The sequence below is a fragment of the Mycobacterium sp. NAZ190054 genome (genome assembly GCF_001545925.1).
GTDB lineage: Bacteria > Actinomycetota > Actinomycetes > Mycobacteriales > Mycobacteriaceae > Mycobacterium.
The window spans coordinates 1-5,763 of record NZ_LMVQ01000237.1; the positions used below are offsets into that span (position 1 = coordinate 1).

Below are 5,763 nucleotides of genomic sequence, written 5' to 3' on the forward strand. Positions count from 1 at the left end.
CATCGAATAGTCGGCGCACTTGTCGTACTGATCTTCGATTCCGTTGCGGCCAAAGGCGATCCGATCGGTGATCAAGATGCCGGTGCCGGAGTCGGCGTGATAGTCGGCGAACAGGCAGTATGGCACCGCGATCGGAAACTTCGCGGCGCGGGTGAGCAGCGCGAAACGCACCTCCAGCGCCATCTGACCGCGCCCGAGATCGCGTGCGGGATCGTCGCCGTCGACGACCTGACCGAATTCCGCGGCGGCAGCACCGGACGCAAGGCGCTGCTGACGGTGTCCTACCGCAGATCCGGACGGCTGCCGCGCGAGTTGTTCGTCAAGTTCTCACGCGACTTCGACGATCCCGCACGCGATCTCGGGCGCGGTCAGATGGCGCTGGAGGTGCGTTTCGCGCTGCTCACCCGCGCCGCGAAGTTTCCGATCGCGGTGCCACACTGCCTGTTCGCCGACTATCACGCCGACTCCGGCACCGGCATCTTGATCACCGATCGGATCGCCTTTGGCCGCAACGGAATCGAAGATCAGTACGACAAGTGCGCCGACTATTCGATGCCGGATCCGCTCGGTCACTACGAGGCGTTGTTCAGCGCGCTGGGCCGCCTGGCGGGAAGCCACCGGGCCGGACTGCTGGGCGCCGGCGCCGAATTCGCCGTCGACATGCGCCTTCTGTCGGTCGGCCAGCGGCCTCCCTACACCGCCGGCCAGTTGCGGCGCAGGGTCGAGCTTCTCCGCGAGCTCGCCGTCCGACAGCCGGCACTGGTGCCGGCACATATCGGTTCCCCGGCGTTTCTGTCGCGGCTGTCCGACGACGTCGGCGTCATCCCCGGCCGAATGGACGCGCTGTGGGATCGGCTGGCCGCCGATGCCGACCATGTCGCGCTGTGCCACTGGAACGCCAACGTCGACAATGCGTGGTTCTGGCGCGACGGGGACGTGCTGCGCTGCGGGCTGCTGGACTGGGGATGCGTCGGGCAGATGAACCTCGCGATGGCGATCTGGGGTGCGATGTGCAGCGCCGAAACGGCCATGTGGGACAACCACTTCGATCACCTGCTGACGCACTTCACCGCCGAGTACGCCGCCGCCGGCGGACCGGGACTCGAGGTCGCGGTGCTGCGCGACCACGTCATCGCCTATGTCGCGATCATGGGGACGACCTGGCTGCTCGACGTGCCCGGCTTCCTACTCAAGGTGCTGCCCGAACCGGTCGCCGACCGGTTCGACCCGGCGATCGCCGGCGACGAGCAGACGCGCAGCCGGCTGCTGATGATGACCAACTTCTTGAACCTGTGGGAGAAGTCGGACGTCCGCGCCGTGGTCGAGGGCTGACGCGCGGTCTCGCCGAGCAGAAGGCGGAGTTGCCGCCGCTGGCATGATGTTGGAGTGAGTGACCTGAAGGCGGTGCTGTTCGACTACTCCGGCACGCTGTTCCGGCTCGAGGAGGACCAGAGCTGGTTCGCCGGAATGGAGCTCGAGACGCCGATGAGCCCGGACCAGACCCGTGAGGTCGACGCTCACGTGCAGGCCGAACTGATGCGCCGGCTCACCGCTCCGACCGGACGGTCGGTGTCGATGACCCCCGAGGCGCTGCAGGCCTGGATGAACCGCGACCTGGCCCCGCACCTGCACCGCGAGGCGTATCTGCACGTGCTGCGGGAGTCGGGCCTGGCCCACCATCACGCCGAATCGCTGTACAACAGGGTGATCGATCCGGCGTCCTGGACCCCGTACCCCGACACCGCGACGGTCCTCGACGGACTGCGCCGTCGCGGCATCAAGACCGCGGTGGTGTCCAACATCGCCTTCGACGTCCGGCCGGCCTTCGACGCGCTCGGGGTGGCCGGCCACGTCGACGCGTTCGTGCTGTCGTACGAAGTCGGTGCGGTCAAACCCGATCCGGCGATCTTCCAGGCCGCCCTGGACCGCGTCGGCGTGCCGGCCGACCGCGCGCTGATGGTCGGCGACAGCGACGAGGCCGACGGCGGCGCCCGGACGCTGGGATGTGCGTTCGCGCTCGTGGATCCGCTGCCCACCCGGGAACGCAAGGACGGGCTCATCGCCGCGCTGTGGGCCAACGGCATCCAGCTGTAGTTTCGGGGCATGGCAGAGCGCATCCGCCCGCCGTGGTGGCTGAAGTACGTCAACAAGGCGATCATCGCCGTCAACCGGACAGGACTGCTCAAGGACGGGCCGGTGGTGCTGACCGTGACCGGGCGCAAGTCCGGCAAGCCGCGGTCGACGCCGATCACCCCGTTCGAGGTCGACGGGCAGCGCTACGTCGTCGGCGGGCTGCCCGGTGCGGACTGGGTGCGCAACGCGCAGGCCAACCCGGACGCGGTGCTGCTGCGCGGCAGAACCCGCGAGTCGGTGCGCCTGGTGCAGCTTCCCGACGACCAGGCGCGTCCGCTGCTGCGGCAGTTCCCGGTGCTGGTGCCCACCGGCGTCGAGTTCATGCGGAACGCCGGCCTGGTGACCGGACCGGACCCCGACGAGTTCGAGGCGCTGGCCGGGCGCTGCCCGGTATTCCGCTTCGATAGCGTGTGAGGTCGTGACCGACGCTGCGAGCAACCCGTTCGACGCCAGCCTGTGGGAGCCGGTGGCCGGCTTCGAGGACCTGACCGACATCACCTACCACCGCCACGTCGCCGACGGGGAACGGAAGCCGACGGTGCGCGTCGCGTTCGACCGCCCCGAGGTGCGCAACGCGTTCCGTCCGCACACCGTCGACGAGCTCTACCGCGTCCTGGACCACGCGCGGATGTCCTCGGACGTCGGGGTGGTGTTGCTGACCGGCAACGGGCCCTCGCCCAAGGACGGCGGCTGGGCGTTCTGCTCGGGCGGCGACCAGCGCATCCGCGGCCGCAGCGGCTACCAGTACGCGTCCGGGGAGACCGCCGAGACGGTGGACCCGGCCCGGGCCGGACGGCTGCACATCCTCGAGGTTCAGCGGCTGATCCGGTTCATGCCCAAGCCGGTGATCTGCCTGGTCAACGGCTGGGCCGCCGGCGGGGGCCACTCGCTGCACGTGGTGTGCGACCTGACCCTGGCCAGCCGTGAGCACGCGCGGTTCAAGCAGACCGACGCGGACGTCGGATCGTTCGACGGCGGATACGGGTCGGCGTATCTGGCCCGCCAGGCCGGCCAGAAGTTCGCCCGCGAGATCTTCTTCCTGGGCCGCCCCTACACCGCCGAGCAGATGCACGCGATGGGTGCGGTGAACGAGGTCGTCGACCATGCTGACCTGGAAAACGTTGCGCTGCAATGGGCTTCGGAGATCAACGGCAAGTCGCCGCAGGCGATCCGGATGCTGAAGTACGCGTTCAACCTGCTTGACGACGGCCTGGTCGGCCAGCAGCTGTTCGCCGGTGAGGCCACCCGGCTGGCGTACATGACCGACGAGGCCGTCGAGGGCCGTGACGCGTTCCTGGAGAAGCGCGACCCCGACTGGTCGCCGTTCCCCCGTTACTTCTAGGCGGCGCGCCGGTCGCTCGCGTGCACCGGCCCGCCGAAATTGCGTTCCAGCAGGGAAAGTGCGAGTGAGGTCCTGCTGGAATGCCATTTCGGCGGTGGAAATAGACTCGCCAACCGTGACTAGCAGGAACCCGCTGCGGCGGCTCGCCGAGCAGGTGGTGCTGACCAGCATGCGGCCCCCGATCCTCCCGACGCTGCTGAACCGGCCCACCCGCCCCGTCATCGATCTGGCGGGCAAGCGCGTCCTGCTGACCGGCGCGTCGTCGGGCATCGGCGAGGCCGCCGCGGGCAAGCTGGCCCGCCGCGGTGCGACCGTGGTCGCGGTGGCACGGCGCGGTGACCTGCTCGACGAGGTCGTCGCCCGCATCACCGACGCCGGCGGGCACGCTCGCGCCCACACCTGCGATCTGTCCGACCTCGACGCCGTCGACGAGCTCGTCGCCGCCGTGACCGAGGAGTTCGGCGGCATCGACATCCTGGTCAACAACGCCGGGCGGTCCATCCGGCGACCGCTGGAGGAGTCATTGGAGCGCTGGCACGACGTCGAACGCACCATGACGCTGAACTACTACGGGCCGTTACGGCTGATCCGCGGCCTGGCGCCCGGGATGCTCGAACGCGGCGACGGCCACATCATCAACGTGTCCACCTGGGGAGTGAAAACCGAATCCCCGCCACTGTTCGGGGTTTACAACGCGTCGAAGGCGGCGCTGTCCTCGATCAGCCGCATCATCGAAACCGAATGGTCCGACCGCGGCGTGCAGTCGACCACGCTGTACTACCCGTTGGTGAAGACGCCGATGATCGCCCCGACGCGGGCCTACGACGGGCTGCCGGGCCTGTCCGCCGAGGAGGCGGCCGGCTGGATCGTCACCGCCGCGCGGCACCGGCCGGTCAGCATCGCACCCCGCATCGCGGTCACCGCGCACGCGATCAACAGCATCGCCCCGGCCGCGGTGGACACCATCATGAAACGTCAGCGCATGCAGCCCAAGGACTGAAAAGCGTTGTTCCCCAGCCTCGCCGACATCGTCCGGAGTCACGGCCGGCAACGGCCCGACGCGCCGGCGCTGGTGGCCGGTGACACCACGGTCACCTACGGTGAGCTCGACGACCGGTCCAGCCGCGTCGCGCAGGCGTTCGCGACCGCCGGCGTCGGGTTCGGCGACCGGGTCGCGTTCGTGGAGAAGAACGGCGTCGAGTTCTTCGACGTCGCCTTCGGGTTGGCGAAGATCGGGGCGGTCGGGGTTCCGGTGAACTGGCGGTTGGCCGCGCCGGAGATGCGCCACGTCATCGCCGATTCGGGGGCACGCATCGTGGTGGTGGGCCAGAAGTTCGCCGACCACCTCGAAGCGATTGAGGCCGACCTGGACGCCGACATCGTGGTGATCGGCAGCCACCCGCGCTGGCCGGCGTTCGACGCGTGGGCCGCGGCCCATCCGGCCGTCGACCCGGGCGTGGTCACCGGGCCCGACGATCTGGTGTTCCTGATGTACACCTCAGGCACCACCGGCCTGCCCAAGGGCGTGATGCTGAGCAACGCCAACTTCGTCTGCAAGACCGCGGGCGTGGCCGGGCCCTGGCAGTTCGACGCCGACGCCGTCAGCCTGGCGGTGATGCCGCTGTTCCACATGGCCGGCTGCGGGTGGGCGCTGGCCGGGCTCTGGCAGGGCGCCGCCACCGTCGTGCTGCGCGACGTCGACCCGGTCGCGATCCTCGACGCCATCGCGCGCCACCGCGTCACCAACATGTTGTTGGTGCCCGCCGTCATCCAGTTCCTGCTCGACAGCGACAGCGTCGAGGACGTCGACCTGTCCCACCTGCGGGTGATCGTCTACGGGGCGTCGCCGATCAGCGACGACGTGCTGACCCGCGGCATCGCACGGTTCGGCGGCATCTTCGCCCAGGTGTACGGCATGACCGAGACGACGGGCTCGATCACCCAGCTCGACGGCCCCGACCACGTGCCCGAGCTGTTGCGGTCCTGCGGCAGACCGTATCCGTGGGTGCAGATCAGGGTCGTCGGGGAGGACGGCACCGACGTCGCGCCGGGCACCGTCGGTGAGGTGTGGACCCGGTCGGAGCAGAACATGCTCGGCTACTGGAACAACCCCGACGCGACGGCGGCCACCCTGACCCCGGACGGATGGCTCAAGACCGGCGACGCCGGGTCCGTCGACGCGGACGGCTACCTGTACCTGCACGACCGGATCAAGGACATGATCGTGTCCGGCGGGGAGAACGTGTACCCGGCCGAGGTGGAGAACGTGCTGATGACCCATCCCGCCG

Annotated in this window: 5 protein-coding genes and 1 pseudogene; 5 read left to right on the forward strand and 1 reads right to left on the reverse strand. The window is 69.3% G+C overall.

Going from position 1 to position 5,763, the window contains the following annotated elements; translation table 11 throughout:
- Window positions 1–222, reverse strand: a pseudogene (locus ASJ79_RS34030) (hypothetical protein); the annotation flags it as partial.
- A 1,164-nt stretch (window positions 223–1,386) separates the two neighbouring features.
- Between ASJ79_RS34030 and ASJ79_RS17140 the strand changes: the two are divergent.
- The 5 genes from ASJ79_RS17140 to ASJ79_RS17160 form a co-directional block, all read left to right on the forward strand.
- Complete coding sequence (locus ASJ79_RS17140; protein WP_067957479.1) at window positions 1,387–2,094, forward strand: HAD family hydrolase; 708 nt, start codon at window positions 1,387–1,389, stop codon at window positions 2,092–2,094.
- A gap of 9 nt (window positions 2,095–2,103) precedes the next feature.
- A complete protein-coding gene (locus tag ASJ79_RS17145; RefSeq protein WP_067957482.1) occupies window positions 2,104–2,547 on the forward strand; it encodes a nitroreductase family deazaflavin-dependent oxidoreductase in 444 nt (147 codons plus the stop codon).
- Window positions 2,548–2,551: 4 nt separating this feature from the next.
- Window positions 2,552–3,475 (forward strand): 1,4-dihydroxy-2-naphthoyl-CoA synthase, encoded by a 924-nt coding sequence (locus tag ASJ79_RS17150; protein WP_067957485.1) that lies wholly within the window; start codon window positions 2,552–2,554, stop codon window positions 3,473–3,475.
- Window positions 3,476–3,590: 115 nt separating this feature from the next.
- Complete coding sequence (locus ASJ79_RS17155) at window positions 3,591–4,475, forward strand: SDR family oxidoreductase (protein WP_082753886.1); 885 nt, start codon at window positions 3,591–3,593, stop codon at window positions 4,473–4,475.
- A gap of 6 nt (window positions 4,476–4,481) precedes the next feature.
- Window positions 4,482–5,763 (forward strand): AMP-binding protein (locus tag ASJ79_RS17160; protein ID WP_067957488.1); only part of this gene is annotated, 1,282 nt, incomplete at its 3' end.